27 protein-coding genes are annotated in these 24475 nt (G+C 70.8%); 14 read left to right on the plus strand and 13 right to left on the minus strand.

Annotated features, from left to right (window positions below; translation table 11 throughout):
- Positions 1-5 precede the first annotated feature (5 nt).
- The 5 genes from ACGFWI_RS12795 to ACGFWI_RS12815 form a co-directional block, all read right to left on the minus strand.
- Positions 6-731: a B3/4 domain-containing protein gene (locus tag ACGFWI_RS12795; protein WP_393905986.1), complete on the minus strand. Its 726-nt coding sequence runs from the start codon at positions 729-731 to the stop codon at positions 6-8.
- A 12-nt stretch (positions 732-743) separates the two neighbouring features.
- A complete protein-coding gene (locus tag ACGFWI_RS12800; protein WP_393905987.1) occupies positions 744-1322 on the minus strand; it encodes a transglutaminase family protein in 579 nt (192 codons plus the stop codon).
- Positions 1323-1399: 77 nt separating this feature from the next.
- Entirely contained in the window at positions 1400-2488 is a 1089-nt protein-coding gene (locus ACGFWI_RS12805; RefSeq protein WP_393905988.1) for a threonine aldolase family protein, read from the minus strand.
- Positions 2467-3291, minus strand: coding sequence for an SDR family NAD(P)-dependent oxidoreductase (locus ACGFWI_RS12810; protein ID WP_393905989.1), 825 nt, complete (start codon positions 3289-3291; stop codon positions 2467-2469). Before ACGFWI_RS12810 ends, ACGFWI_RS12805 begins: the two co-directional genes overlap by 22 nt.
- Positions 3288-4685 (minus strand): DUF6421 family protein, encoded by a 1398-nt coding sequence (locus ACGFWI_RS12815; protein WP_393905990.1) that lies wholly within the window; start codon positions 4683-4685, stop codon positions 3288-3290. The genes ACGFWI_RS12810 and ACGFWI_RS12815 overlap by 4 nt, the downstream gene beginning before the upstream one ends.
- A 509-nt stretch (positions 4686-5194) precedes the next feature.
- Here ACGFWI_RS12815 and ACGFWI_RS12820 point away from each other — a divergent pair.
- From ACGFWI_RS12820 to ACGFWI_RS12835, 4 genes are all read left to right on the plus strand, one after another.
- Positions 5195-5878: a glycerophosphodiester phosphodiesterase gene (locus ACGFWI_RS12820; protein WP_393905991.1), complete on the plus strand. Its 684-nt coding sequence runs from the start codon at positions 5195-5197 to the stop codon at positions 5876-5878.
- 164 nt (positions 5879-6042) lie between these two features.
- Complete coding sequence (locus ACGFWI_RS12825) at positions 6043-6924, plus strand: ABC transporter substrate-binding protein (RefSeq protein ID WP_393905992.1); 882 nt, start codon at positions 6043-6045, stop codon at positions 6922-6924.
- Entirely contained in the window at positions 6921-7823 is a 903-nt protein-coding gene (locus ACGFWI_RS12830) for an amino acid ABC transporter permease (protein ID WP_393905993.1), read from the plus strand. The genes ACGFWI_RS12825 and ACGFWI_RS12830 overlap by 4 nt, the downstream gene beginning before the upstream one ends.
- Positions 7820-8632, plus strand: a complete 813-nt coding sequence (locus ACGFWI_RS12835; protein WP_393905994.1) for an amino acid ABC transporter ATP-binding protein — start codon at positions 7820-7822, stop codon at positions 8630-8632. The genes ACGFWI_RS12830 and ACGFWI_RS12835 overlap by 4 nt, the downstream gene beginning before the upstream one ends.
- Positions 8633-8708: 76 nt before the next feature.
- Here ACGFWI_RS12835 and ACGFWI_RS12840 read toward each other — a convergent pair whose 3' ends face one another.
- Both ACGFWI_RS12840 and ACGFWI_RS12845 read right to left on the minus strand, forming a co-directional pair.
- Positions 8709-9146, minus strand: coding sequence for a VOC family protein (locus ACGFWI_RS12840; RefSeq protein ID WP_393905995.1), 438 nt, complete (start codon positions 9144-9146; stop codon positions 8709-8711).
- A 1-nt stretch (position 9147) separates the two neighbouring features.
- Positions 9148-9729, minus strand: a complete 582-nt coding sequence (locus ACGFWI_RS12845) for a DinB family protein (protein ID WP_393905996.1) — start codon at positions 9727-9729, stop codon at positions 9148-9150.
- Between the two features lie 61 nt (positions 9730-9790).
- Here ACGFWI_RS12845 and ACGFWI_RS12850 point away from each other — a divergent pair, with 61 nt between their 5' ends.
- The 5 genes from ACGFWI_RS12850 to ACGFWI_RS12870 all read left to right on the plus strand — a co-directional run bounded on the left by ACGFWI_RS12850 (position 9791) and on the right by ACGFWI_RS12870 (position 13466).
- The gene (locus ACGFWI_RS12850; protein WP_393905997.1) at positions 9791-10750 is read left to right on the plus strand and encodes a helix-turn-helix transcriptional regulator; all 960 of its coding nucleotides are present in this window, start codon (positions 9791-9793) and stop codon (positions 10748-10750) included.
- A gap of 16 nt (positions 10751-10766) precedes the next feature.
- On the plus strand, positions 10767-11579 hold the full coding sequence (locus ACGFWI_RS12855; RefSeq protein WP_393905998.1) for a TetR/AcrR family transcriptional regulator: 813 nt from the start codon (positions 10767-10769) through the stop codon (positions 11577-11579).
- Between the two features lie 91 nt (positions 11580-11670).
- Positions 11671-12294: a VC0807 family protein gene (locus ACGFWI_RS12860; RefSeq protein WP_393906163.1), complete on the plus strand. Its 624-nt coding sequence runs from the start codon at positions 11671-11673 to the stop codon at positions 12292-12294.
- The gene (locus ACGFWI_RS12865) at positions 12291-12713 is read left to right on the plus strand and encodes an SDR family NAD(P)-dependent oxidoreductase (protein WP_393905999.1); all 423 of its coding nucleotides are present in this window, start codon (positions 12291-12293) and stop codon (positions 12711-12713) included. Before ACGFWI_RS12860 ends, ACGFWI_RS12865 begins: the two co-directional genes overlap by 4 nt.
- A gap of 276 nt (positions 12714-12989) precedes the next feature.
- A complete protein-coding gene (locus ACGFWI_RS12870) occupies positions 12990-13466 on the plus strand; it encodes a polyketide cyclase (protein ID WP_393906000.1) in 477 nt (158 codons plus the stop codon).
- A gap of 249 nt (positions 13467-13715) precedes the next feature.
- Here ACGFWI_RS12870 and ACGFWI_RS12875 read toward each other — a convergent pair whose 3' ends face one another.
- A complete protein-coding gene (locus ACGFWI_RS12875; protein ID WP_393906001.1) occupies positions 13716-14267 on the minus strand; it encodes a GNAT family N-acetyltransferase in 552 nt (183 codons plus the stop codon).
- 176 nt (positions 14268-14443) lie between these two features.
- On the opposite strand from ACGFWI_RS12875, the gene ACGFWI_RS12880 reads away from it, so the two are divergent.
- The 5 genes from ACGFWI_RS12880 (at position 14444) to ACGFWI_RS12900 (ending at position 18311) form a co-directional block, all read left to right on the plus strand.
- A complete protein-coding gene (locus ACGFWI_RS12880) occupies positions 14444-14830 on the plus strand; it encodes a VOC family protein (protein ID WP_393906002.1) in 387 nt (128 codons plus the stop codon).
- Positions 14831-15064: 234 nt separating this feature from the next.
- Positions 15065-15700 carry a DUF5134 domain-containing protein gene (locus tag ACGFWI_RS12885; protein WP_393906003.1) on the plus strand — a complete coding sequence of 212 codons (636 nt, stop codon included), beginning with the start codon at positions 15065-15067 and terminating at the stop codon, positions 15698-15700.
- Positions 15701-15839: 139 nt separating this feature from the next.
- A complete protein-coding gene (locus ACGFWI_RS12890; RefSeq protein ID WP_393906004.1) occupies positions 15840-16775 on the plus strand; it encodes a M56 family metallopeptidase in 936 nt (311 codons plus the stop codon).
- 97 nt (positions 16776-16872) lie between these two features.
- Positions 16873-17616: a phosphatase PAP2 family protein gene (locus ACGFWI_RS12895; protein WP_393906005.1), complete on the plus strand. Its 744-nt coding sequence runs from the start codon at positions 16873-16875 to the stop codon at positions 17614-17616.
- Positions 17613-18311, plus strand: coding sequence for an HAD family hydrolase (locus ACGFWI_RS12900; protein WP_393906006.1), 699 nt, complete (start codon positions 17613-17615; stop codon positions 18309-18311). Before ACGFWI_RS12895 ends, ACGFWI_RS12900 begins: the two co-directional genes overlap by 4 nt.
- A 15-nt stretch (positions 18312-18326) precedes the next feature.
- Here ACGFWI_RS12900 and ACGFWI_RS12905 read toward each other — a convergent pair whose 3' ends face one another.
- The 5 genes from ACGFWI_RS12905 to ACGFWI_RS12925 all read right to left on the minus strand — a co-directional run bounded on the left by ACGFWI_RS12905 (position 18327) and on the right by ACGFWI_RS12925 (position 24129).
- Positions 18327-18725 carry a VOC family protein gene (locus ACGFWI_RS12905; protein ID WP_393906007.1) on the minus strand — a complete coding sequence of 133 codons (399 nt, stop codon included), beginning with the start codon at positions 18723-18725 and terminating at the stop codon, positions 18327-18329.
- A 51-nt stretch (positions 18726-18776) separates the two neighbouring features.
- Positions 18777-19307: an HAD domain-containing protein gene (locus ACGFWI_RS12910; protein WP_393906008.1), complete on the minus strand. Its 531-nt coding sequence runs from the start codon at positions 19305-19307 to the stop codon at positions 18777-18779.
- 183 nt (positions 19308-19490) lie between these two features.
- Entirely contained in the window at positions 19491-21710 is a 2220-nt protein-coding gene (locus ACGFWI_RS12915) for an NADP-dependent isocitrate dehydrogenase (protein ID WP_393906009.1), read from the minus strand.
- A gap of 777 nt (positions 21711-22487) precedes the next feature.
- Positions 22488-23036 (minus strand): hypothetical protein, encoded by a 549-nt coding sequence (locus ACGFWI_RS12920; protein ID WP_393906010.1) that lies wholly within the window; start codon positions 23034-23036, stop codon positions 22488-22490.
- 268 nt (positions 23037-23304) lie between these two features.
- The gene (locus ACGFWI_RS12925; RefSeq protein ID WP_393906011.1) at positions 23305-24129 is read right to left on the minus strand and encodes a DUF3761 domain-containing protein; all 825 of its coding nucleotides are present in this window, start codon (positions 24127-24129) and stop codon (positions 23305-23307) included.
- Between the last annotated feature and the right edge of the window lie 346 nt (positions 24130-24475).

Consider the following 24475-nt stretch of genomic DNA (forward strand, 5'->3'; position numbering starts at 1 on the left):
CCCGCTCACGGGGTCCAGATGTCGCCGATCTCGATGCGGGCGTCCGGGCAGGCCTTGTGCAGCGCCTCGGCCAGCTCGGCGCCCGCGGCGGTCAGCTCGTCGAGCGTCATGGGAGCCATCCGCTCCAGCAGGAAGAGGGCGCTGACCGATTCCTCGGTGAGGCGGGTGCGCACCCCCTGCCGCCAGTTCCAGCGGCGGCAGGTGACGCCCTCGTCGTCACACCAGATCACCTCGCCCGCGTCGGGGTGCTCGATGATTTCGGCGCCGCCGGCCGCGGTCACGAACGGTTCGTCGCCGGTGGCCCGTACGAGCCGCATGCCGCCCTGGATACGGTTCAGGTCCTCGCCGCCCACGGGGATGAGGTGGGCGACGCTGAGGGCGTTGTAGAGGTCGACGAGGCGGTTGATGCGCGGCAGCCCGCCGTCCGCGAGTGCCCGCCTGGCCAGGGCCTCGGCGGAGTTGCGGGTGCGCGACGGCTTGCTGCCGAATGCGGTGTACGCGGCGCGCCAGGCGGCGAGGTGCGGATCGTCCTGCGGGGCACGTCCGTCCAGACGCTCGGTGAGGCGGCGGGTCGCCTCGTCCAGGAGCGCCGCGCCGGCCTCGTCGCTGGGCCCGTTGGTCAGGCCGTGGGCCTCCACGGCGAGGTAGCCGAAGCCGGGCGCCAGGGCGCGCACCTCGTCGGAGACATACAGGCCACAGGTCGTGCCGGAGACATGCGAAGAGCTGGGCATCGGAGCCGTTCCTCAGAGATCGGTGGGGAGCATCTGCCAGAGGTGAGGCCGGTCGACGGCCTTCTGGAGGCATTGGAGCACGGCCGGGTGTGGTTCAGCAAACAGCACCGGTAGGTCCAGTTCGTTGTACTCAGGTCGCGCCGTGAAGGCGAGTTGTTCGCGGTCGAGGCGGAACTGTGCGTCGACGCCCGGCTTGTTGCCCCGTGGATCCTGCCGCGCCCAGCGCTCCTCGCCCGGCAGTTTGACGGCGATCAGCCCGTGGACGGTGTCGAGCTTCTGGTAGCACAGCCCGGCGGGGATGCCCTCCGCTCGCAGCAGGGCCACGAGTGCGTGCGCCTTGGCGTAGCAGATTCCGGTGCGCTGCGCGAGCACGTCCGAGGCGCGCCAGGTGACCCGCGGGTCCTCGGCGTCCGCGCTGTGCGGGATGGCGTCGCGGACGAATTCGAAGGCGGCCTTGGCGTATGCATATGCATCGGAAGCATCAACGGCGAGGGTGGCTGCGATGGCCCGGACGCGTGGATGCTCGTGGTCGATGACCTCGTCGGCCGCCAAGTAGGCGGAGATCTCCGGGGTGTTCTGGATCAGCTCCATACCCGGGGAGCGTAGCGATGCGCCCGGCCGCAAGTCAATGACTTTTCGGCCGAGCGCATAGCTATGCAGGCGTGGAGCTAGCGGCCGATCTCCTCGCGGAGTGCGGCGAGGAAGCCGTCGACGTCCTCCTCGGCGGTGTCGAACGCACACATCCAGCGCACCACACCGTCCGACTCGTCCCAGAAGTAGAAGCGGTAGCGCTTCTGCAGCCGCTCGCTGACGTCGTGCGGAAGGCGGGCGAACACACCGTTGGCCTGCACGGGGTAGAGGATCTCCACCCCGGCGATCTCCCGTACCCCGGCCGCCAGCCGCTGCGCCATGGTGTTGGCATGGCGGGCGTTGCGCAGCCACAGGTCCTTGGCGAGCAGCGCCTCCAGCTGGACGGAGACGAAGCGCATCTTGGAGGCCAGCTGCATGGACAGCTTGCGCAGATGCTTCATCGCGCGCACCCGGTCGGGGTTGAGCACGACCACGGCCTCGCCGAAGACCGCACCGTTCTTCGTGCCGCCGAAGGAGAGGATGTCGACGCCCACCGCGTTGGTGAAGGCCCGCATCGGGACATCGAGCGTCGCCGCGGCGTTGGCTATCCGCGAGCCGTCGAGGTGCACCACCATGTTGCGCTCATGGGCGTGTTCGCAGATCGCCCGGATCTCTTCGGGCGTGTAGACCGTGCCGAGCTCCGTGCTCTGGGTGATCGAAACGACCTGCGGCATGGCACGGTGCTCGTCGTCCCAGCCGTACGCCTGGCGGTCGATCAGCTCGGGGGTGAGCTTGCCGTCCTCGGTGGGCACGGTCAGCAGCTTGAGCCCGCCGATCCGCTCGGGCGCACCGCACTCGTCGACGTGGATGTGCGCGGACTCGGCGGCGATCACCGCACCCCAGCGGTCGGTCACGGCCTGCAGCGCGACGACATTGGCGCCGGTGCCGTTGAACACCGGGAACGCCTCGGCGCGCTGCCCGAAGTGGCTGCGGAAGACGCGCTGCAGGTGTGCGGTGTAGTCGTCCTCGCCGTAGGCGACCTGATGGCCGCCGTTGGCGAGGGCGATCGCGGCGAGCACCTCGGGGTGGGCGCCCGCGTAGTTGTCGCTGGCGAAGCCGCGTATCTCGGGGTCGTGGTGCTGCCGGGCGTCGGTCTTCGCTCCGGTCACGGCTCGGGGGTCAGCCACAGACGCTGTCCATTCACTTCCTGGGCGGGCCGGCTCCAGACCCCGGCGATGGCCTCGGCCAGCTCCGTGACATCCGTGAAGCCCGCGAACTTGGCGTTCGGTCGCTCGGCACGCATCTGGTCGTTGACGAGCGCCTTCACGATCAGGATGGCAGCCGCGGCGCGCGGCCCCTGCTCACCCCCCGACTTGCGGAAACCGTCCGCCATGGCGAGCGTCCAGGCCTCGGCAGCGGCCTTGGAGGCGGCGTAGGCGGCGTTGCCCCCGGTGGGCTTGCTGGCGCCGGCCGCGCTGGTGAGGAGGAAGCGGCCGTTGCCGCTGCGTTCGAGCGCTTCGTGGAAGGCGAGGGAGGTGTGCTGGACGGTGCGGACCAGCAGCTTGTGCAGCAGGGTCCAGTCGGCCAGGTCGGTCTCCGCGAAGGTCGAGGAGCCGCGCCAGCCGCCGACGAGGTGCACCAGGCCGTCGATCCGGCCGAACTCCTTCTCCGTACGGGCCGCCCATTCACGGGTCTGGTCGAGGTCGAGGAGGTCCACGGTGTCCCCTATCACCGTGGCGCCGCCGTGGGCGTAGCGGGCCGCGTCCACGGCCTCCGCCAGCCGCTCGGGGTTGGAGTCCGAGCCGACGACGACTGCACCCGCTTCGGCCAGTCGCAGCAGGGTCGCGCGGCCGGCCGGCCCGGCCGCCCCCGCCACCGCGATGACCGCACCCTCCAGCGGCCCCTGGCCGCCCGTCGAAGTAACCATCTCCGTCGCCTCCTCGTCCTGCTCCTGGACGGCCGTCCGCCGGGTGTTCCGGTCGGTCCTCATGCCGCCGCCAATTCATCGCTGTGGGCCGTGATGCCCTTGGTGGATGCGATCACAGTGCGCAGCTTCTTGGCGAGCGCCTCGTAGAACATGCTCAGCGGGAACTCGTCGGGGAGCACGTCGTCCACGAGTTTGCGCGGCGGCTGGTCGAGGTCGAGGGCGTCGGGTCCCTTGGCCCAGACCGAACCCGGGTGCGGTGCGAGGTAGGTCGAGACGAGGTCGTACGCGGCGAACCAGTGGACCAGCTTGGGCCGGTCGATGCCGTCGCGGTAGAGCTTTTCGATCTCGCCGCACAGCTGGTTGGTGACCTTGGGCGCCCGCTCCCAGTCGATGTGCAGTGTGTTGTCCGTCCAGCGTACGACGTCGTGCTTGTGGAGGTACGCGAAAAGCAGCTGTCCGCCCAGGCCGTCGTAGTTGCGGACCCGGTCGCCGGTGACGGGGAACCGGAACATCCGGTCGAAGATCACGGCGAACTGCACATCGCGGGCCTGGGAGTACCCCTCGGCCTCCAGCTTCACGGCCTCCTTGAAGGCGGTGAGGTCGCAGCGCAGCTCCTCCAGGCCGTACATCCAGAACGGCTGGCGCTGCTTGATCATGAACGGGTCGAACGGCAGGTCACCGTGGCTGTGGGTGCGGTCGTGCACCATGTCCCACAGGACGAACGCCTCCTGGCAGCGCTCCTGGTCGGCGAGCATCTCGCGGACGTCCGCGGGGAGTTCGACGCCGAGGGTCTCGATGGCGGCCTCGCTGACCCGGCGGAAGCGGGCGGCCTCGCGGTCGCAGAAGATGCCGCCCCAGCTGAAGCGGTCGGGGGCCTCGCGCACGGCGATGGTCTCCGGGAAGAGCACGGCGGAGTTGGTGTCGTAGCCGGCCGTGAAGTCCTCGAAGGTGATGCCGCAGAAGAGCGCGTTGTCGTAGCGGGTGCGCTCCAGCTCGGCGAGCCAGTCCGGCCAGACCATCCGCAGGACGACGGCCTCGAAGTTGCGGTTCGGGTTGCCGTTCTGGGTGTACATGGGGAACAGCACAAGGTGCTGGAGGCCGTCGGCGCGCTGCCGGGCGGGCTCGAAGGCGAGCAGGGAGTCCAGGAAGTCCGGCACACCGAAGCCGCCGTCGGCCCAGCGGCGCAGGTCGGCGACGACCGCCCGGTGGTAGGCGGCGTCGTGCGGCAGCAACGGGGCGAGCTCCCCGACGGCCGCCGTCACCCGGTCGACCTCAGCGCGGACCGCATCGGCGGTGGGCGCGCCCTCCGCCTCCAGGTCTATGGAACCGTCCTTGGACTGCCAGGGGCGGATGGCCTCGACCGCGCCCTTGAGTACGGGCCACGCCGGGTGCTCGACCACACGCTCTGCGGTCGTGGTGGCCTCCCGGACACCCACAGGCGAAAGAATTTCCGTCATGACTGCCCTCCGGCGATAGATCGTGCTGTCAGGCCACGGTAACCAGCCGGGGATCTCCCGCTCAAGTGCGGTCGCTGAAAATTATTCTGCCGATACCCCGCGCTCACGCATATTTTTCCTGTCAGTAGCGGCTTGGGCAACACTTCCTGCCAGCAGTACCAAGGGTTTCCGCGGTTCCTCCGGGCCGGCGGGGGCCTGGACAACCCCCTGCCGGTGTGGCATATGCCATACCGGCAGGGGGTCGGGCCGGTACCGGCCCGCTGCGGCACACCGTCAGCGCGGCAAGGACTCGCCCACGCGAGGGTGAGGCGGTCTGAAGCCGGATATGGCGGGTACCCGTACTGGACACACCGCCGTCCCGTCCGGCAGCCCTTTTTCCGCCGGTCGGTCCCGTTAGGCTGTGCGCCATTTCGTAGCGCCGTTGCCGACAGTCGACGGCCGTCACTTGTACAGAGCCGACACTTGTACCGAGCCGACAACAGCACCGAGCCGACAGAAGCGAGGCAGCCTTGTCCTTTCTCACCATCGGACACCGCGGGATCATGGGCGTGGAGCCGGAGAACACCCTGCGGTCCTTCGTGCGCGCCGAGCACGAAGGCCTCGACGTCATCGAACTGGATCTGCATCTGAGCAAGGACGGCGCGCTCGTGGTGATGCACGACGCGGATGTGGACCGGACCACCGACGGCGCCGGTCCGATCGCCGAGCGCACCCTCGCCGAGCTCCGCGAGCTCGATGCCGGCCGGGGCGAGCGGATCCCCGTCTTCGAGGAGGTCGTGGAGGCGGTCACGGCGCCGCTGCAGGCCGAGATCAAGAACGTGGCGGCCGCCCAGGCGCTGGCCGAGGTGATGCGGTCGCGCGATCTGACCGGCCGGGTCGATGTCATCTCCTTCCATGACGAGGCACTGGCCGCGATCCGGACCCTGCTGCCCGGCGTACGGACCGCACTGGTCGGCAGCCGTTACGGCGCGGACGTCGTCGACCGTGCGCAGACCGTCGGCGCGACGATGCTCTCGCTGAACATCCGACGGCTCACCCTGGAACTGGTCGAGCGGGCGCATGCCGCGCATCTGAAGGTCGTGGGCTGGACGGTCAACACCCACGATCAGCTGCGCCTCGCGCGCGGGCTCGGTCTGGACGGTGTGGTGACCGACCAGCCGGAGATCCGGCGGGCGGTCCGCTTCACGGCGTGAGGCGGCGGGTGACGAGATGAGCCGGGTGGGGCGTGCCCACCCTTGGGGCCCGCCCCGGGCAACCGGGAAATGCGCAGTTCACAGCGGTGCAATGTGCTTCCACCATGCGGACGTTTCCCCCGGTGATTTCGACAGAAGGCCTCGCGCACTGCCACTCTCCCGCCATGCGCCTCGCCAACCGCCCCCTCCGCCTTGCCGCTTGCGCCACCGTCACGCTGCTCGCCGCGGCCGTCGGCTGTGCCCCACAGGACGAGTCCCCCGGTGGTCCGCGGGCCACCGGGGCGGGCGAACAGAGCTGTGACCGCGGCAAACTGGCCACCGTGGCGGACGGCAGGCTCACGGTCGGCACCGACAGGCCCGCCTACGCACCCTGGTTCCACGACGACGACCCGGCCGGCGGCAAGGGTTTCGAATCGGCCGTCGCCTACGCCGTCGCCCGGCAACTGGGCTACGACAAGGGCGCGGTGCGCTGGCAGACCGTGCCGTTCAACAACGCCTTCGCGCCCGGCGAGAAGAAGTTCGACTTCGATATCAACCAGATCTCCATCAGCGCCACACGCAAGCGGGCCGTCGCCTTCTCCTCCGGCTACTACGACGTGCGCCAGGCGGTCGTCGCGCTGAAGGGCTCCCGGGCCGCGCAGGCGAAGAGCATCGCCGACCTGCGGAAGGTCAAGCTCGGGGCGCAGGTCGGCAGCACCAGCCTGGATGTCGTCAATGACACCGTCCGGCCGGCCCGGCCCCCTGCCGTCTTCCAGAAGAACGACTTCGCCAAGTCCGCGCTGAAGAACGGTCAGGTCGACGCGATCCTCACCGATCTGCCGACGGCCTTCTACATCACCTCGGCGGAGGTGAAGGACGCCGAGGTGGTCGGGCAGTTCGCGGCCACCGGCGCCGCCGAGGAGCAGTTCGGTCTGGTCCTGGACAAGGAGAGCCGGATCACCGGGTGTGTGACGGCCGCGGTGGATGCGCTGCGCAAAAACGGCACCCTCGCCGCGCTGGAGAAGAAGTGGCTGACCGACGCCGTTTCGGTCCCGGTGCTCAAGTGACCTACGAAGAAGGCAAGTTGAAGACCCGTGCGGCACAGGACGGGGCCGACGGCGGATATGTGCCCTCGTCGCGGCGGATCGAGCGGGAGCGTTTCCGGCGGGCCAGGGCCCGGCGCGCCACCGCCGTCGCCGCGCTGAGCACCCTGGTCACCGCCGTCGTCCTCTACCTCGTCATCACCCGCTCCCCCGGCTGGCCGCGCACCCAAGAGACGTTCTTCAGCGCCGAATACGCCCGCAAGGCGCTGCCGAAGGTGCTGGAGGGGCTGCTGCTGAATCTGCGGCTGCTGGTGGTGTGCGGGGCGGCGGTGCTGGTGCTCGGGCTGCTGCTGGCGGTGGCCCGGACGCTGCGCGGCCCGGTGTTCTTCCCGCTGCGCGCCCTGGCCACCGCGTACACCGACTTCTTCCGCGGACTGCCGCTGATCATCTGTCTGCTGATGGTGGTCTTCGGGGTGCCGGCGCTGCGACTGCAGGGCGTGACCACCGATCCCGTGCTGCTCGGCGGCTCGGCGCTGGTGCTGACGTATGCGGCGTATGTGGCCGAGGTCTTCCGGGCGGGCATCGAATCGGTGCACCCCTCACAGCGGGCCGCGGCCCGGTCGCTGGGCCTGACCAGCGGACAGGCGCTGCGCTTCGTGGTGCTGCCGCAGGCGGTGCGGCGGGTGGTGCCGCCGCTGTTGAACGATCTGGTCTCGCTGCAGAAGGACACCGGACTGGTGTCCATCGCGGGTGCGGTGGACGCGGTCTACGCGGCGCAGATCATGGCCGGCAAGGACTTCAACTTCACGCCGTACGTCGTGGCCGGGCTCGTGTTCGTGGCGCTGACGATCCCCATGACGCGGTGCACGGACTGGGTCACGGCCCGCATGGACCGCAGGCGCGCCCAGGGAGGACTCGTATGAGCACGACGGACGACACCCCGCGCCCGGCCGACGAGACGGCCGGGGAGGCGGCGCCCGGCGACGGCCCGGTGCTGCGGCTGGAGTCCGTACGCAAGACGTACGGCCGCGGCACGGTCGTCCTGCGGGAGGTGGATCTGGCGGTCCCGCCGCACACCGTGACGACGCTGATCGGCGCGTCGGGGTCGGGCAAGTCCACGCTGCTGCGCTGCGCGAATCTGCTGGAGGAGATCGACGACGGCGCGATCTTCCTGGACGGCGCGGAGATCACCGATCCGCGGGCCGACGTGGACGCGGTGCGCCGCCGGATCGGTGTGGTCTTCCAGGCCTACAACCTCTTCCCGCACATGACCGTGCTGGACAACATCACGCTGGCGCCCCGCCGGGTGCACGGGGTGCCGCGCGCCGAGGCGGAGGCGCGGGCCCGCGAGCTGCTGGAGCGGCTCGGGCTCGGCGGGCGGGCCGGGGAGTACCCGGACCGGCTCAGCGGCGGCCAGCAGCAGCGGGTCGCGATCGTCCGGGCGCTGGCCGGCCGGCCCCGGCTGCTGCTGCTCGACGAGATCACCGCGGCGCTCGACCCCGAGCTGGTCGGTGAGGTGCTCGGCGTGGTCCGCGATCTCAAGGAGGAGGGCATGACGATGGTCATCGCCACCCATGAGATGGGCTTTGCCCGGGAGGTCGCCGACCAGGTGTGCTTCCTGGACGGCGGGGTGGTGCTGGAACGCGGCACCCCCGAGCAGGTCTTCGGCGATCCGCAGCACGACCGCACCCGGCAGTTCCTGCAGCGGATCATCCAGGCCGGACGACTCTGAGCGCCGGCGCGCGCCCTGACCCGAGAAATCTCGGCCCGGACCGCGCCGATGTCGCCGGCCCCAGCCGTGCGGCCGATCAGTCGAGGCAGAACTCATTGCCCTCGGGGTCGGCCATCACGAGGTGACCGGCGCCGAGCGGCGGAGCGGGCTCGTAGCGTCTGAGCCGGGTGGCGCCGTGGGAGGCGAGCCGCTCGGCCTCCGCTTCCAGGGCGGTCATCCGCGCGTCGCCCTTGAGCCCGGGGGCGGCTCGCACATCGAGGTGCACGCGGTTCTTGGCCTGCTTGTCCCCCGGCACCCGCTGGAAGAACAGCCGCGGCCCGGAGCCTTCGGGGTCGACCACCGCCGAGGCGTCGTTGCGGCGCTCGGGCGGCACGCCCATCGCCTCCAGGGCCTGCTCCCACGACTCGAAGCCCTCGGGCGGGTCCTGCAGCCGGTGGCCGAGGGCCTCGGCCCAGAACGCCGCCAACCCGGCGGGGTCGGCGCAGTCGAAAGTGATCTGGACGTCGCGGGCCATCTCAGCTCGCCTCCCGCCGGGTCCGGTGGGTGTGCAGATGGAGGTCGCGGAGCAGGCACACCTCGGCCAGATGATGGATCAGCTCGCGGTTGATGTGCAGCACCAGCGTTGCCAGAGGCTGCTCGGCGTACGGGCCCTCCGCCTCCCCGCACGGGCGCGCGAGGTCGGTTTCGCCGAGGGACTCGACGCCGGCCAGCCACGTGGCGTACTCCGCGTCGAGCTGGGCCAGCGCCCCGTCCGCGGTCGTGGCGTACTCGAACGACCCGTAGTCGGTGGGCGTGCGACCGAAGTGCGAGGCGTTGCGCATCGCGAGCACGCCGACGATCACGTGCCCGAGCCGCCAGGCGATCGTCGCGAACGGTGGCGGGTCGGGCTCCGGCATCGCGAAGTCGATGGTCATCGCGCCGGACCCGGCCTGCATCGGTGCGGTGCCGGTGCCGCGCGGGCGCACGTTCCAGCAGCCGGGCACCGGCTCCCAGAAGTACTCGTCATCGGTGAGTCCGTCGAGGCGATCGCGCAGCTGGTGGTTCCAGTGCCAGGCGAGCTGGTCTCGGAGCAGGGGGTTCCAGGTCTGGTCGGTCATGGTCCCAGCCTTCCGCATATAGCGGACAGGATCGTTCCGTGTTCTGTGGAACGATGAGCGGGTGACCGTCGAGGCGACGACCGAGCGGGTGCTGCGACTGCTGGCGCTGCTGCAGCGGCGGCCGTCCTGGACCGCCGCCGAGCTCGCCGCCGAGCTGGGGGTCACCGACCGCTCGGTGCGCCGCGACGTGGAGCGGCTGCGCGCGGTCGGCTACCCCGTGCACGCGACGGCGGGCGTCGGCGGCGGCTACCAGCTCGGCGCGGGCACCCGGCTGCCGCCGCTGCTCCTCGACGACGAGGAGGCGATCGCGACAGCGGTTTCCCTGCTGCTGGCATCGGGGGGCACGGTCGCCGGGGCGGGCGAGGCGGCACTGCGGGCGCTCGCGAAGCTCGACCAGGTGATGCCGCCCCGGCTGCGCGCCGAGGTACGGGCGGTGCACGGCGCCACCGAGACTCTCGTCGGCCCCGGGGTCGAGATCGACGCGGAGGTGCTGGTGACACTCGCGCGGGCCTGTCGCGACGCCGTGCGGGTGCGGTTCCGGTACGCCGGCCGCGACGCCGGAGAGCGCGAGCGCACGGTCGAGCCGGTGCGGATGGTCACCACCGGCCGCCGCTGGTATCTGATGGCCCGGGACCTCGACCGCGACGACTGGCGCACCTTCCGGCTGGACCGGATGCGCGAGGTGGTGGCGACGACCTGGCGCTTCCGGGCGAGGGAGCATCCGGACCCGGTCGCCTACGTGCAGCGGTCCGTGGCCGAGGCGCCCTACCGGTATCTCGCCCGGGTGCGGTTGCACGCCCGACCCGACCGCGTACGGGAGCTGGTGCCGCCCCAGGTGGGGCGCGTCGAGGACGATCGCGACGGGTGGTGCGTGCTCGTCGTCGGCGGCGAGGACCTGGACTGGCTCGCCGCGCACGTGGCCCGGCTGGGCTTCGAGGCGGAGGTGCTGGAGCCCCCGGAACTGCGGGAGGCCGCCGCCCTGCTCGCCCGCCGCCTCGCGGCGATGGCCGGGGCCGGCTGACGGACCCCGTCAGCCCTTGCCCGACACCGTGCCGGGCGTCGCGGGCCGGCGCCGATACCCCACCGAGCGAGCCCTTGCCGAGACGGGCGGCCCGGCCGTCGGTCCTTTGACCCGCGGCCGGGCGCTGGGCGATCGAACGGGACGGACCCGGTTGTTCCCGGAGACCGCGAGCGCACAGATTGATTCATGTACGGTAACTTTGATTCGGATGGATAAAAACGAGGGCGGGGTCATGGAGCGGACGTTCACCAATGCCGCGCGGCGAGCGCAGATCGTGCAGGCAGCGATCGACACGATTGCCGAACTCGGCTACGCCAAAGCCTCGTTCGCGCGGATCACCGAACGAGCCGGGCTGCGCAGCCCGCGGATGATCTCGTACCACTTCACCGACAAGGACGACCTGATCCACCAGATCGTGAAGGAGGTGTTCGAGGCCGGAGCCCGGTTCATCGTTGCCCGCATGCAGGAGGAGGACACGACGGCCGGCAAGCTGCGCGCCTACCTGGAGGCCAACCTGCAGTTCCTGCGCGAGCACCCGCAGGAAGTGGTGGCGCTCACCGAAATCGGCCCTCATGTGCGCGACGAGAGCGGTCAGCCGTACACGTCGCAGAGCGCACAGGAGCCGGGTGTGCGGGGACTGGAGGCGCTGCTGGCCGAGGGGCAACGCAGCGGCGAGTTCCGCGACTTCGACATCCGGTCGATGGGAGTGATCATCCGCGGTGCGATCGACGCCGCCGCGCAGCGGCTGCGCGGTGAACCAGGTCTGGACTTCGACGCCTACACCCGCGAGCTCGTCGCCACGTTCGCGCACGCCACCCGGTCGTGCTGAGTCCCACTCCCAGGAGGGTTCGGAAGTGACAGAGAGTTTGGGTGCACAACATCCCGCGCAGGCCCGCGGAAGGTTCAGCCGTGTGCTGCTGATGGACGTGGTCGCCCCGCTGGCCTTGTTCTACGGTCTGCGCTGGCTGGGGGTGAACCAGTTCCTCGCGCTGCTGGCCGGCGCCGCCATCCCCGCGGTCGAGGCGGTGCACGGCGTCGTCACCCGGCGACGGATCGGCGGGGTGCAGCTCTTCATGCTCGGCACCATGGCCCTGACCGTCGCCATGTCGTTCGTCACCGGCAGCCCGCGCATGCTGCTCATCCGCAACGGCTGGGGAATGGCCGCACTCGGAGTCTGGATGCTGCTCACCCTGCTCTCCAGGCGACCGTTCCTCTACGAAGCCGCCCGGGTCGTGCTGGACGAACCCAAGCAGCGGGACTGGGAGCTGAGTTGGGACCGCCACCCGCCGTTCCGTCGTCTGCTGTGGATCTGCAGTGCGTTCTGGGGGATCGCCTGCCTGCTCGACGCCGGCCTGCGGGTCGTGATGGCGATGACCATGCCGATCGACCAGGTGCCGGCCCTTGACGACGCCCTGCTGGCCGTCACCCTCGCGGTGATCCTGCTCTTTCAGCGCTTCTACGGACGCTCCTACCTGCGCCGTAACGGGCTGCGCAGGGACGGCGTGCAGATCTCATCCGTCTCTGCCGGGGAGCCGGCCCGATGACCGGCCGCGTCGCACTGGTCACCGGTGGCGCGGGCGGAATCGGCGAGGCGACCGTAAGACGCCTGGCTGCCCAAGGGGCCCACGTCGTCATCGCCGACCTCGATGCCGCTCGCGGCACCCTCCTCGCCCGGGAGTGCGGAGGGCTGTTCGTCCGGACCGACGTTGCCGTCGTGCGGGACAACGAGCGAGCGGCGGCACAGGCCGTCGCGGAGTACGGCCGGCTGGACATCGTCGTGCTCAACGCAGGCATCGCCGGCCGGTGCGGACTGAGCGATTTCACCCCGCAGCGCTACCGGGCCACCATGGGGACCAACCTCGACGGTGTCGTCTACGGCATCCACGCCGGGCAGCCCGCCGCCCCGGTTGACCACCCCGACGTCCCGCTCGTACGGCACGACCCCCAGGACAGCACGGTCTGAATCCCCGGGCCGGACCGCCTCATCAGGCTTAGCCCGCCTTACGGCCCTGAACACCGGCATCGTGATCGCCCGGACAGGGCCCAGGCCGAAGGCCGAAAGAGACTGTCTCCCCGGCCCTCGAAACTTGACCCTTACGAGCCCGCCACGGGTGGCACGGGTGCGGGTTCGGCCCACACGACCGATGAGTTCCGCCCCGCCGCGTCGTCTCCATGGGGAAACGTCCCCCCGCCGCGCCTGCGGGAGGCCCGAGATGAGATGACAAGGAGCGTGTACGCCGTGGACCAGGAAAAGGTGAGCGCCACCCTGACTGTCGCCGTGCCCGCCGCGAGGGTGTTCGCGGTGCTGGCGGATCCGACGGCCCATTCTGCGATCGATGGCACCGGCTGGGTTCAGGAAGCTGTCGACCGGGCGCCGCTGACCGAGGTGGGGCAGGTCTTCCGGATGGGCATGTACCACGCCAACCATCCAGACGGTGACTACCAGGTGGCCAACAAGGTCCAGGTGCTCGACCCGCCGCGCGCCATCGGCTGGCTGACGGGGGAGGAGAAGGGCGACGGTCACCTGGAGTTCGGCGGCTGGATCTGGCGTTACGACCTTGCGCCGCTCGGTCCGTCGGAGACCGAGGTCACGCTCACCTACGACTGGTCGGCGGTGCCGCAGTTCATCCGGGAGTACATCCAGTTCCCGCCGTTCGGCCCTGAGCATCTCACCAACTCGCTGCACCACCTTGCCGGGCTGGTCTCCGATAGGTGATGTCGTCGACCGAGATGACCGTCAGTACCGGAGACCTCGGATGCAGACGAACGGGCCGGCGCCCTCTTTGATCCGACCGACGCCCGGTGGGCGGTGCTCGAACCGCTGCGGCCGGTCACGCGCGGTCACGCGGTCGACTGCGGGATCGACATACTCAAGCGACACCGCGCGGTGGCCACGAGGTACGACAAGCCGTCCGCTACGGGGCCTCCACCGGCAGATCGCCGCCCTCATTGACCGGTGAGGACGTCACTGTGCAGACACGGCCTGGGCGAGCGGCTTGACCAGCAGCTCGAACTCCAGGTCGGCGCGCTGCGGAATGCCGAACCGCTCATCGCCGTACGGGAACGGGGTGAACTGCCCGGTGCGCCGGTAGCCACGGCGCTCGTACCAGGCGATCAGCTCCGCGCGCTGCCGGATGACGGTCATCCGCATCTCGCGGGCGCCCCAGAGGTCCTGGGCGGTCCGCTCGGCCTCCGCGATGATCACCTTGCCGAAGCCGCCGCCCTGGAGCTCCGGGCGCACCGCGAACATCCCGAAGTACGCATGATCCCCGCGGTGTTCGAGCTGGCAGCAGGCGATCATGCTGCCGTCCCGCTCGGCGATGAGCAGCCGTCCGGTCTCGTTGCGGACCACGGCGGCGACGCCGTCCGGGTCGGTGCGCCGGCCGTCCAGCAGGTCCGCCTCCGTCGTCCAGCCGACCCGGCTCGCGTCCCCCCGGTACGCCGACTCGATGAGCTCGACGAGCCCGGGGATGTCGGCGTCGTGGGCGGTACGGAAGGTCAGCTCGCTGGTGGGCATGGTGCGCGGAGTCCTCTCGGTGCCGGATGAATGGCTGGAAGGAGGCTAACAAGCGGTATGTACGCCCTGTCAGGGCCATGCGTCACGGAAACGGCACGACCTACGGCACGGTCCTGTGTCAGGGGCATCCGACGTGGCCTTTCGGCGGCGGGGAGCCCACGGCGTAGGGTCCTGGCATGGTGCACGTACTGAGCAGCAGGGTGCTGTTGCGGCCGTCCGACCCCGAGCGGTCGCGGGCGTTCTACGGCACGGCGCTGGGTCTGGAGATCTACCGGGAATTCGGTACGGGACCCGAGCGCGGCACGGTCTACTTCCTCGGCGGCGGCTTCCTGGAAGTCTCCGGCCGCGCCACGGCTCCGGCCACCGACACCCTCCAGCTGTGGCTCCAGGTGGCGGACGCGGCAGCGGCGCACGAGGAGCTGCTGGCACACGGGGTGGAGGTGCTGCGGCCGCCCGTGCAGGAGCCGTGGGGGCTCATCGAGATGTGGATCGCCGACCCGGACGGCCATCGGATCGTGCTGACGGAGGTTCCGGCGGACCATCCGCTGCGCTACCGGGCCTGAGGAACCTCCCGCCCCGCGGCCGTCGGCGATCCGGCCGGCGAAGGGGGACGCGCCTCGGGCGTCCCCGGCACCGGCCGGGTCCCGGCGACCGGCCACGCCGCGTCCGCCGGTCCGGCGGTTCCGGCGCACCGCCCGCGCTCCCCCTCCGTGCGTCCGTGCGCTCCCGTGTGCCGGGTCCCGGCCGGGCATTCTGCACCCGATCCGTGCGACAGGCGGTACTCGGGGAGGTGCGCCGTGCACGAACCACCGTTGGTCGGCTGGCTGCTGGTGCTGCTGTGTGCCGCGGCCGCCACGTACTGCCTCGTCCGGGCGCGTACCTGCCCGGCCGCGCACCGGGGGGACGCCCGCGGCGAGGGGCTGATGGCTCTGGGCATGGCGGCGATGGCGCTGCCCGCGTCCGCCGTGACTCCGCCTCAGTGGTCGCCCTGGCTGTTCACCGCGGCCTTCGGAACGGCCGGCGTCTGGGCGCTGGCGCGGCGGCATCTGCATCACGCGGTGGGCACGTTCGCCATGGTGTACATGGCGCTCGCGATGGCCGTGCCGTCGGATCACATGAACCCGACGGGCTCGGCGAGGCCCTCGGGTTCGCTGAGCTCGATGAGTTCGATGGGGCCGACGGGCTCGATGGATGCGATGGAGCACGCCGGGCCCGGCGGGGTGCCGCTGCTGACGGGCCTGTTGCTCGCCTACTACACGGTGTACGTGATCGCCGCCGGGATCCGGCTGGTGCCGGCGAGCGGAGGGGCGGCGGGCCCCGTGACGGAGGGGACGGCGGCGGACGAGCCCGCGGACGCCGGGCCGCCCGGCGTGCTGCGAGCCTGCCGGGTGGCGATGGGTATCGGCATGCTGGCGATGCTGCTGACGCTGTGAGCTGCGGCGATGCACTTCCGCACGGGTCCGCGCCGTCGGCCCGCTGCGGCAGCGGGTCACACCTGCGACGAGGGTGCTATACGTCACATCCGACTCCCGGCCGTACCAACGAGTAGCGGTGCGCTCATAGGCTGACGGCATGATGGTCCCTCTCGCGCTGATGATTCTCGGCGTGCTGGCCGCGGCAATGGCGCCACGGCTGATGGCCCGTTCCGACTGGCCCGACCGTGAACCGGTGCTCGCCCTGTGGGTGTGGCAGTGCGTGGTAGCCGGTGTTCTGCTGTGCTGTGTGCTTGCGATGTCGCTGAGCGCGTCCGCCGCCTGGGAAACCGTCCGCAGCCCGGTGTTCGGCTTCGCCCCCCGGGTCGTCGTCGAGGCGTATGCGCTCAAGGGGTACGGGCCGTGGGCCGGGGTGCTGGCCCTGCTCCTGGCGGGCGGCGGCGCCTGGACGGCCGTCACGCTGACCCGCGAGGTACGGGCGGCGCGCGCCCGCCGTCGGCAGCGTCGGGCCGAACTCCTGCGTCGCGCACCGCTGTTGCCCGGCGAGGAGCCCCTCGGAGAGCGCCTGGTCGTCCTGGAGGGTGACCGCCCGGAGGCCTGGTGGCTGCAGCACACCTCGCCGCAACTGGTCATCACGACCTCGGCGTTGCGGCGCCTGAAGGGGCGTCAGCTCGATGCGCTGATCGCACACGAGCAGGGCCATGCGCGGGCCCGGCACGACCTCCTGCTGTACAGCGCCTCCGCGCTTGCCGTCGGCTTTCCCCAGATCCCGGTCTTCGCCGCGTTCCGCGATCAGGTGCACCGGCTGGTCGAACTGGCCGCCGACGATGTGGCCTCGCGCCGCTTCGGCCGGCTGACGATCGCCCTGGCCCTGGTCGAACTCAACGAGGATCGCGGGGTGTTCGGCCCCTGCCCGGCGCAGCTCGCCGAGGTTCCGCAGCGGGTGGACCGGCTGCTGTCCCCCGCGCCCCGCTTCACCCCCGGCCGCCGGCTCCGGATGACGGCGGTGGCGGCGCTGGTGCCGGCCGTGCCGCTGCTGGTCACCTTCATCCCGGGGCTGAGGGCACTGGCCTAGGGCGTGTCTTCCGGCCGGGCCCCGGCCATGATCCATCGGACAGGCCCCGGGGCGCGGCTCCTCGCCCGGGACGCCATTCGTGGGTAAGGATCGCCCCATGCCATCGACGCCGCTCCCCACCACCCGTACATCCGCCGTGGACGACGACAGCCGCCGGGCATCGGCCCCTCTTCTCCCCTCCCTCTCCTGTGCCTTGCTGTGCACGCTCCTCTTCGGATTGCTGCTCACCCTCGTCGTCGTGCGCTGGGGCCCCTTGGTGTCCCTGGACACCGACCTCGCCGGCACACTGCACCGGACGGCCGTCGCCGCGCCCGGCTGGACCCGGCTCAACCGGGTGCTCACCGACTGGGTATGGGACCCGTGGACGATGCGCGCGGTGCTCGCGGTGACGGTCTTGCTGCTCGTACGGCGTGGTGAACGCCGGCTCGCCCTCTGGGTGGCGGCCACCGCGCTCATCGGTACGGGGCTGCAGCAGGCGGTGAAGGCGCTGGTCGGCAGGGCCCGCCCCGTCTGGCCGGATCCGGTGGCCTCCGCGCACTACGCGGCGTTCCCCTCCGGGCATGCGCTGTCCGTACTGGTCGCTGGGGCCCTGGTCCTGTGGCTGCTGCGGCTGGTCGGGGCGCGTCCCCTGTGGCGCCGGACGGCCGGGACGGTGGTGGTGGTCTCGGTGGTCGGTGTCAGCTTCACCCGGCTCTACCTCGGCGTGCACTGGCTGTCGGATGTCATCGGGGGCTGGCTGCTGGGCGGGGCCCTGGTGGCCGGGTCGGCGGCGGTGTACGGCGCCTGCGCGTCCCGGCTGGATTGGCCCGCTGCCGCGCGGCGGACAGGATGGCGGTCATGACGGTGATCAAGGGTGTGCTGTTCGACTTCTCCGGAACACTGCTGCGCATCGAGTCGGCCGAGTCATGGCTGCGCGCGGCGGTCGCCGCGTCCGGCACGGTCATGGACGACGCCGAACTCGCCCGCTCGGCAGCCGCACTGGAACGGGCCGGCGCACTGCCCGGCGGCTCCTCGCCCGTCGAGATCCCCGCCGATCTGGCCGCTCTCTGGGAGATCCGCGACCGCGACGCCCGCCACCACCGCGCGTTGTACATCGGACTCGGCCGCCAAGTCCCGCTCCCCGACCAGCAGTTGTACGAGGCGCTCTACGACCGCTCCAGGGCGGCGGAGGCCTGGCAGCCCTACCCCGACGCCGCCGAGGTGCTCGCGGAGCTGCACCGGCGCGGCATCCGGATCGGCGTACTGAGCAACATCGGCTGGGATCTGCGGCCGGTGCTGCGCGCCCACGGCCTGGACCGCTATGTCGACAGCTATGTGCTGTCCTACGAGCACGGCCTTCAGAAGCCGGACCCGCGGCTCTTCGCCCTCGGCTGCCGGGAGTTGGGGCTCGACCCGGCGGCCGTCCTGATGGTGGGCGACGACCGCACGGCGGACGGCGGCGCCACGGCGCTGGGTTGCTCCTTCATGCCGGTGGACCATCTGCCGGTGGACCGGCGCCCGGCCGGGCTGCGGCCGGTGCTGGATCTCGTGCGCTGAGGACCCACGGCGGGGTCAGACCGTTTCGCGCAGCTCCAGCCACTGCTGGAGCTCGACGATGTTCCCGTCGGGGTCCTTGAGGTGGGCGACCCGCATCCGGTCCGTCATCGCAGCCGGGCCGTGGACGAGGACGGCGCCCCGCCCGATGATCTCCGCGCAGCAGCCGTCGAGGTCATCGACCCGCAGGACGACCAGGGACCGGTATCCGTCCGGCGCCGTCCCCAGCTCGCCGAGGACCTCGGCCAGCTGTGCGCGTTCCTGCAGCGCGAGGCCCGCCGAGCCGCCGTCGAAGCTGAACTTGGCGTACGGACCGTCCGGGGCCTCGAACTGCGGGTCGAGGCCCAGCACCTGCCGGTAGAAGCGGTAACAGCCGCGGAAGTCCGTGACGAGCAGGCGGACTTGGGCGAACTCCATCGATACCCCCGTGAGCGATCGTCAGTCAGCGTGCAGGCCGACGCTACCCCTTCACGGGGCTCCGCCCTCCAGCAGGCCCGCTGCCCACTGCCGCAGCGTCGTGAAGTCCTCCGGGAGCAGCCCCTTCGCCGGATCGACGCGGTGCGGGAGGGCCCGGCCCCGGTGGTGGCGGGCGATCCATGCGTGGTCCCGGGGGCCGATTTCGTCGTCCACCCAGGCGAACGGCCGGCCGGCCGCGGAGGCGACGAGGTGGCGGGTCTTCCAGTGCACGCCCTCCGGATCGAGGTGGTGCATCCGCGGCCACTCCAGTGCGGGCAGCTCCGGCAGGCCCAGCACGGGGGCGATCCAGGTGTTGGCCTCCGTCTTCCATGTCGTCGCCCAGACGATCCGGAAGCCCAGGCCCAGCAGGAGCGGGCCGTGGGCGGGATTGAGCCATACCCGCAGGGCCGGGCGCGGCGGCTCCCAGCCCGTGGGCCGCATCCGCAGCGTGGTGTAGCCCTCGGGGCGTCGCTGCGGCTTCGCCCGCCAGGGGTTGAGCGGGCCGTCGACGTCGAGGAAGAGGAGAGGCACGGTGGGTTCCACGGCGTCATGATGCCGCGCCCGGCGCCGGAGCAATCGCTTCCGACCGGCGGAAATCGAAGAATGGCGCCACGGCCCGTCGCCGCACCTCCGCCGCGGGCGCGGGGCGGCACGGCCCGTGAAAACGGAACCGCCCCGGCCGGCAGGGCGCCGGCCGGGGCGGAAGGGCCTTCCGCGGTGATCGCCTCAGCTGAGGGTGGCGAGGGCCTGGTTGAGGGCCGTCGACGGGCGCATGACCGCCGAGGCCTTCGACACGGACGGCTGGAAGTAGCCGCCGATGTCGGCCGGCGAGCCCTGCACCGCGATCAGCTCGTCGACGATGGTCTGCTCCTGCTCGGTCAGCGTCTTGGCGAGTGCCGCGAACGCCTCCGCGAGCTGTGCATCGTCGGTCTGCTTCGCCAGCTCCTGCGCCCAGTAGAGCGCCAGGTAGAAGTGGCTGCCGCGGTTGTCGATGCCACCCAGCTTGCGGCTGGGCGACTTGTTCTCGTTGAGGAACGTGCCGGTGGCGCGGTCGAGGGTGTCGGCGAGCACCTGGGCGCGCGCGTTGCCGGTCGTCTGCGCGAGGTGCTCGAAGCTGACCGCGAGCGCGAGGAACTCGCCCAGGCTGTCCCAGCGCAGGTAGTTCTCCTTGACCAGCTGCTGGACGTGCTTGGGCGCGGAGCCGCCGGCACCGGTCTCGAACAGCCCGCCGCCGTTCATCAGCGGGACGACCGAGAGCATCTTCGCGCTGGTGCCCAGCTCGAGGATCGGGAACAGGTCGGTCAGGTAGTCACGCAGCACATTGCCGGTGACCGAGATCGTGTCCTCGCCGCGGCGGATGCGGTCGAGGGAGAACGTGATCGCGTCGACCGGCGACAGGATCTCGATCTGCAGGCCCTCGGTGTCGTGCTCGGGGAGGTAGGCCTTGACCTTCTCGATCAGCTGCGCGTCGTGCGCACGACCCTCGTCCAGCCAGAACACCGCCGGGTCGCCGGTCGCGCGGGCGCGGGTGACGGCGAGCTTGACCCAGTCACGGATCGGCGCGTCCTTGGTCTGGCACATACGGAAGATGTCACCGGCGCCGACGACCTGCTCGAGCACGGCGTTGCCGCTCTCGTCGAGGACCCGCACGGTGCCCGTGACCGGGATCTCGAAGGTCTTGTCGTGGCTGCCGTACTCCTCGGCCTTCTGCGCCATCAGACCGACGTTCGGCACCGAACCCATCGTCGACGGGTCGTAGGCGCCGTTCGCGCGGCAGTCGTCAATGACGGCCTGGTAGATGCCGGCGTAGCTGCTGTCCGGGAGGACCGCGAGGGTGTCGGCCTCCCCACCGTCCGGGCCCCACATGTGACCGGAGGTGCGGATCATGGCCGGCATGGAGGCGTCGACGATGACATCGCTCGGCACGTGCAGGTTGGAGATGCCGCGGTCGGAGTCGACCATGGCGAGCTCCGGGCCCTCGGCGAGCTCGGCGTCGAAGGACGCCTTGATCTCCGCGCCGTCGGCCAGCGACTCAAGGCCCTTGTAGATGCCGCCGAGGCCGTCGTTCGGGGTCAGGCCCGCGGCGGCGAGCGACTCGCCGTACTGGGCGAACGTCTTCGGGAAGAAGGCGCGGACCACGTGACCGAAGATGATCGGGTCGGAGACCTTCATCATCGTGGCCTTCAGGTGCACCGAGAACAGCACGCCCTCGGCCTTGGCGCGGGCGACCTGCGCCGTGAGGAACTCACGCAGCGCGGCCACGCGCATCACGGAGGCGTCGACGACCTCGCCCGCGAGGACCGGTACCGACTCACGCAGGACGGTGGTGGAGCCGTCGTCGCCCGACAGCTCGATGCGCAGCGAACCGTCCCGGTCGATGACCGCGGACTTCTCGGTGGCGCGGAAGTCGTCGACGCCCATGGTGGCGACGTTCGTCTTCGACTCGCCCGTCCAGGCGCCCATGCGGTGCGGGTGCGCCTTGGCGTAGTTCTTCACCGACGCCGGGGCCCGGCGGTCGGAGTTGCCCTCACGCAGGACGGGGTTGACGGCGCTGCCCTTGATCTTGTCGTAACGGGCGCGGGTGTCCCGCTCCTCGTCGGTCTTCGGGTCGTCCGGGTAGTCCGGCAGCGCGTAGCCCTGCACCTGCAGCTCGGCGATCGCGGCCTTGAGCTGCGGGATCGAGGCCGAGATGTTCGGCAGCTTGATGATGTTCGCGCCGGGAGTCCTGGCCAGCTGACCGAGCTCGGCGAGGGCGTCATCGATGCGCTGGCCCTCTTCCAGGCGCTCGGGGAAGCTAGCGATGATGCGCCCGGCCAGGGAGATGTCACGGGTCTCCACGCTGACGCCGGCCGTCGACGCGTATGCCTGGATCACAGGCAAGAACGAATACGTCGCCAGGGCCGGGGCCTCGTCAGTGTGGGTGTAGATGATGGTCGAGTCAGTCACCGGGTGCTCCGCTCCACGTCTGCAACATTGCTCGACATCAAGATATCTCGTGACCGGCCCCCGCTCGACAGGACCCCGCCCCGGACAAAAGCGGAGGAACTAGTTCCGACCGTTTTCGACCGGGAAAAACGGCTACCGGTTCGGGCGGGGGGCAGCTCGGCTTCCTGGCCTGTTCTCGGCCTGGTCCCGGCCTGGGCTCGATCCCTGACTTGTCCCCGGCCTGTTCTCGGCCTGTTCCCCATCCCCCTGGCCCGTTCCTGGTCTGCTCCCGACACCCCGGAGAAGCGGCTGGGCGGGCAGGAGTGCACGTCGACCGGTTTCAGTCGGTCCACGGCGAGATCCCGCTGCCGACGGCGGACGGACCGTATCGACTTCATGACAAGCGGTATCCGGTGGCTTCGTGACCAGTGGCACCGGCCGGCTCCGCGACCAGTGGCGTCCGGCGGCTCATGGCCGGTGGTATCCGCCGGCTCCGCGACCAGTGATATCCGCCGGGCTTCGTGACGAGCGGCGGTTTGCGCCGGCGGCCGTTCGACGGGATTACCGGGCGCCTGTGCCGAGCATGATCGTCCCGGTGGGCGCCCCGGAGGACGGTGGATTCTCGGTGACGTGACGGCCGGCGGGGCCGGGGCCGAGGCCGGACGATCGGAGCCGCGAGGCGCGGCGACCGGCGCGGCCTGACGACCGGCCGGACGACCACCTCGGCGCGGCGGCCGGCGCGACCAGGCAGCTGACGGGGCGACCGCAGAAGGCAGGCGCCCGCGGATGCGCGGTCGGTCAGCCGACCTTCACCCAATCCCTGCAGCCGTTCGTCTCGAACGTCTCCCCCTTGTTGACGGTGACGCGGGCCGGGCCCTGGGGCGTGCCGTTGGCGATGATGCTGTCCATCTCACCGCTGGAGTCCTTGGCGCGCGCCCAGTAGCACAGCGGCACATCGGATGCGGCGGGACCGCGGGTCTTGTAGGTGCCGGCGGCGATGTCCTCCCCCACGAGGTAGCTGCCCTGGCCGACCGTGGCGTCCGGCCCCGCGGGCACCCCCGTCTTCTCCACGGGCTTCGCACCGCCCTTCGGCTTCTCCAGCTTGGCCTTGGCGGCCTTGGCGGTGACGGTGACCGTGATGGCGGGGGCAGGCTTCGCCTCGGCCTTCTTGGTGCCGTCACTGCCGCTTCCGACCGCGGCTCCGAGCCCGAAGACGATGAGCGCACAGACCACACCCACGGCGATCCTGAGTGCGGGGTGCTTCTTCCTCGGCGGCTGCGCGGCCGGGGGCGGCGCGTACGGAGGGGGCTGCTGACCGAACGGCGCGGGCTGCTGCGAGTGCGACATGAAGAGTCCCCCATGCGTCTGTGATGGTGTCGTGAAGACTGCCCAATGCTGTTGAAGGTTGTACGGCCATGTGCATCCCAGTGCCACGCGACCCGCCCCCCGGAGCGGCGCACGCCAAAGGGTCCCGGCCGCCGCCCGCCCGGGACCCTCCTGTCCGATACCTCCAGAGGTTCTTCCGTCAGCCCGCGCCCGATCAACGGGAAGCGCAGTTCGGCCCCTTGTTGCCCTGCTGCCCTTACGCCCTGTCGGTCGCCGGCCGGGCGGTCGCTCAGGCCGGGAGGCTCCTCAGCCAGACGGCAACCCCGTGGTGATGGCTGCAGGTACCTCGTCGGTGCTGGCTGTAGCTGTACGTCCCGTCAGTGCATTGCGCGGAGGCGCCTGCCGGAGCCTGCTCCTGCTCTCCGCCACCACGCGTAGAACTACTGCCGCCCCCGGAGTCCGCCCCTCCGGAAGAGCTGGAACCGCCGGAAGAGCCATCCTCGTCCCCACCGGAACCGCCGGAAGAGCCCCCTTCGTCCCCACCGGAACCACCGGAGGAACCGCCCTCGTCCCCACCGGAACCACCGGACGTCGCGGAACCGCCGGAGGATGCCGAACCACCGGAGGACGCGGAACCGTCACTGGTGGCCGAGCTGTCGGCGTCGGTCGGCTCATCCGTGGGCTCGGACGCTCCGTCGTCGCTTACGAACCCGGTCGCGTCAGGTTCGTCGCAGCTCTCCTCGGTCTTCACGACGGCGAACGTCAGGGTTTCGGTGTCCTGCATGACGGACCCGGCAGCCGGCTCCTGATCGCAGACCTGCCAGTTGCGGTCCCACACCTGCATGCGTTGCTGATCGGACAGATCCCGGCTCTTCAGCAGGTGGATGCCCTTACGTTGCGCTGCGTCCTGCGCTTCCTGGAGATTCTCGCCGGTGTAGTCCGGCACCGTGATGCTGTCACTCCGGCTGTCGGACGCGTCGGAGACGGACGTGGAGGCGGCCGACTTCGTCTCGTCGTCGCCATTCATCAGGTTGACGCACCCACCGACGAGCAGCACGAAGACGGCAACGACCGCACAGCCGAGCCTGGTGTTCTTCTTGTCCTGCGGCGACATCGGCCCTTGGTTTCCAGGCACGTGACCCCCCTGCCTTGCGACTGCATACTCCCCTGCATGCATGGCCCTGCCCACGGTCGCGAGCCGCCGCCCGGCTGACCCCGGAGAGGCAAGTGGTGTAAGCGTGAAGCGAGGTAAGCGTGAGCCGGCCGGCTGCCGGACGAAGAGGCGTCGAACCCGGCCACGCGGCTGACCGAACGACCGGGGCCGAGAGTCCACCGCGCCGCCCCGAACTCCTCCCTGAGACAGCCCAGTTGCGGTTCAAAAACCGCCGGCGCGCCCGGCGCCCGTCAACCACCGACGACAGGGCCCCGCCGCTCGTCGGCCGCGATGAAGCCCTCCCGCC

The sequence above is a fragment of the Streptomyces sp. NPDC048434 genome, from assembly GCF_043200375.1.
Classification (GTDB): Bacteria; Actinomycetota; Actinomycetes; order Streptomycetales; family Streptomycetaceae; genus Streptomyces.

What these genes read in the sequence shown, in the direction of transcription:
- ACGFWI_RS12795 (WP_393905986.1), bottom strand. Translation starts at nt 731, where the DNA reads ATGCCCAGCTCTTCGCATGTCTCCGGCACGACCTGTGGCCTGTATGTC.
- ACGFWI_RS12800 (WP_393905987.1), bottom strand. Translation starts at nt 1,322, where the DNA reads ATGGAGCTGATCCAGAACACCCCGGAGATCTCCGCCTACTTGGCGGCC.
- ACGFWI_RS12810 (WP_393905989.1), bottom strand. Translation starts at nt 3,291, where the DNA reads ATGAGGACCGACCGGAACACCCGGCGGACGGCCGTCCAGGAGCAGGAC.
- ACGFWI_RS12815 (WP_393905990.1), bottom strand. Translation starts at nt 4,685, where the DNA reads ATGACGGAAATTCTTTCGCCTGTGGGTGTCCGGGAGGCCACCACGACC.
- ACGFWI_RS12825 (WP_393905992.1), top strand. Translation starts at nt 6,043, where the DNA reads ATGCGCCTCGCCAACCGCCCCCTCCGCCTTGCCGCTTGCGCCACCGTC.
- ACGFWI_RS12835 (WP_393905994.1), top strand. Translation starts at nt 7,820, where the DNA reads ATGAGCACGACGGACGACACCCCGCGCCCGGCCGACGAGACGGCCGGG.
- ACGFWI_RS12840 (WP_393905995.1), bottom strand. Translation starts at nt 9,146, where the DNA reads ATGGCCCGCGACGTCCAGATCACTTTCGACTGCGCCGACCCCGCCGGG.
- ACGFWI_RS12845 (WP_393905996.1), bottom strand. Translation starts at nt 9,729, where the DNA reads ATGACCGACCAGACCTGGAACCCCCTGCTCCGAGACCAGCTCGCCTGG.
- ACGFWI_RS12860 (WP_393906163.1), top strand. Translation starts at nt 11,671, where the DNA reads ATGGACGTGGTCGCCCCGCTGGCCTTGTTCTACGGTCTGCGCTGGCTG.
- ACGFWI_RS12865 (WP_393905999.1), top strand. Translation starts at nt 12,291, where the DNA reads ATGACCGGCCGCGTCGCACTGGTCACCGGTGGCGCGGGCGGAATCGGC.
- ACGFWI_RS12875 (WP_393906001.1), bottom strand. Translation starts at nt 14,267, where the DNA reads ATGCCCACCAGCGAGCTGACCTTCCGTACCGCCCACGACGCCGACATC.
- ACGFWI_RS12880 (WP_393906002.1), top strand. Translation starts at nt 14,444, where the DNA reads ATGGTGCACGTACTGAGCAGCAGGGTGCTGTTGCGGCCGTCCGACCCC.
- ACGFWI_RS12890 (WP_393906004.1), top strand. Translation starts at nt 15,840, where the DNA reads ATGATGGTCCCTCTCGCGCTGATGATTCTCGGCGTGCTGGCCGCGGCA.
- ACGFWI_RS12895 (WP_393906005.1), top strand. Translation starts at nt 16,873, where the DNA reads ATGCCATCGACGCCGCTCCCCACCACCCGTACATCCGCCGTGGACGAC.
- ACGFWI_RS12900 (WP_393906006.1), top strand. Translation starts at nt 17,613, where the DNA reads ATGACGGTGATCAAGGGTGTGCTGTTCGACTTCTCCGGAACACTGCTG.
- ACGFWI_RS12905 (WP_393906007.1), bottom strand. Translation starts at nt 18,725, where the DNA reads ATGGAGTTCGCCCAAGTCCGCCTGCTCGTCACGGACTTCCGCGGCTGT.
- ACGFWI_RS12920 (WP_393906010.1), bottom strand. Translation starts at nt 23,036, where the DNA reads ATGTCGCACTCGCAGCAGCCCGCGCCGTTCGGTCAGCAGCCCCCTCCG.
- ACGFWI_RS12925 (WP_393906011.1), bottom strand. Translation starts at nt 24,129, where the DNA reads ATGTCGCCGCAGGACAAGAAGAACACCAGGCTCGGCTGTGCGGTCGTT.